This window comes from Staphylococcus pasteuri (genome assembly GCF_030547725.1).
Taxonomy (GTDB): domain Bacteria; phylum Bacillota; class Bacilli; order Staphylococcales; family Staphylococcaceae; genus Staphylococcus; species Staphylococcus pasteuri.
This window is the reverse complement of sequence record NZ_JAUOQO010000586.1, coordinates 1-254: the sequence shown is the minus strand read 5'-3', so window position 1 is coordinate 254 and position 254 is coordinate 1. Positions and strand designations below refer to the sequence as shown.

1 protein-coding gene is annotated in these 254 nt (G+C 45.3%); it reads left to right on the top strand.

The genetic code is table 11. The features are described 5' to 3' along the window. A partial coding sequence (locus Q4528_RS14820; RefSeq protein ID WP_303522431.1) for a phage portal protein family protein occupies positions 1 to 254 on the top strand: 254 nt, incomplete at both ends.

Below are 254 nucleotides of genomic sequence, written 5' to 3'. Positions count from 1 at the left end.
ACTAGAAGCTGCTCGGTCAGGTTCAGCCGATTATGAAACTCAGCGAAAAGCGTTAGATCAAGCTATCTCTAAAATTGTGCTTAGCCAAACGATGACGACGGATAACGGAAGTAGTCAATCACAGGCTAAGGTTCACAGTGATGTAAAAGAAGATGTGATCAAAGCCGATGCCGACCTTATTTGCGAAAGCCTGAACAATACCGCTGTGACTTGGCTCACAAACTGGAACTTCCCAGGTGCCAAACCTCCTAAAA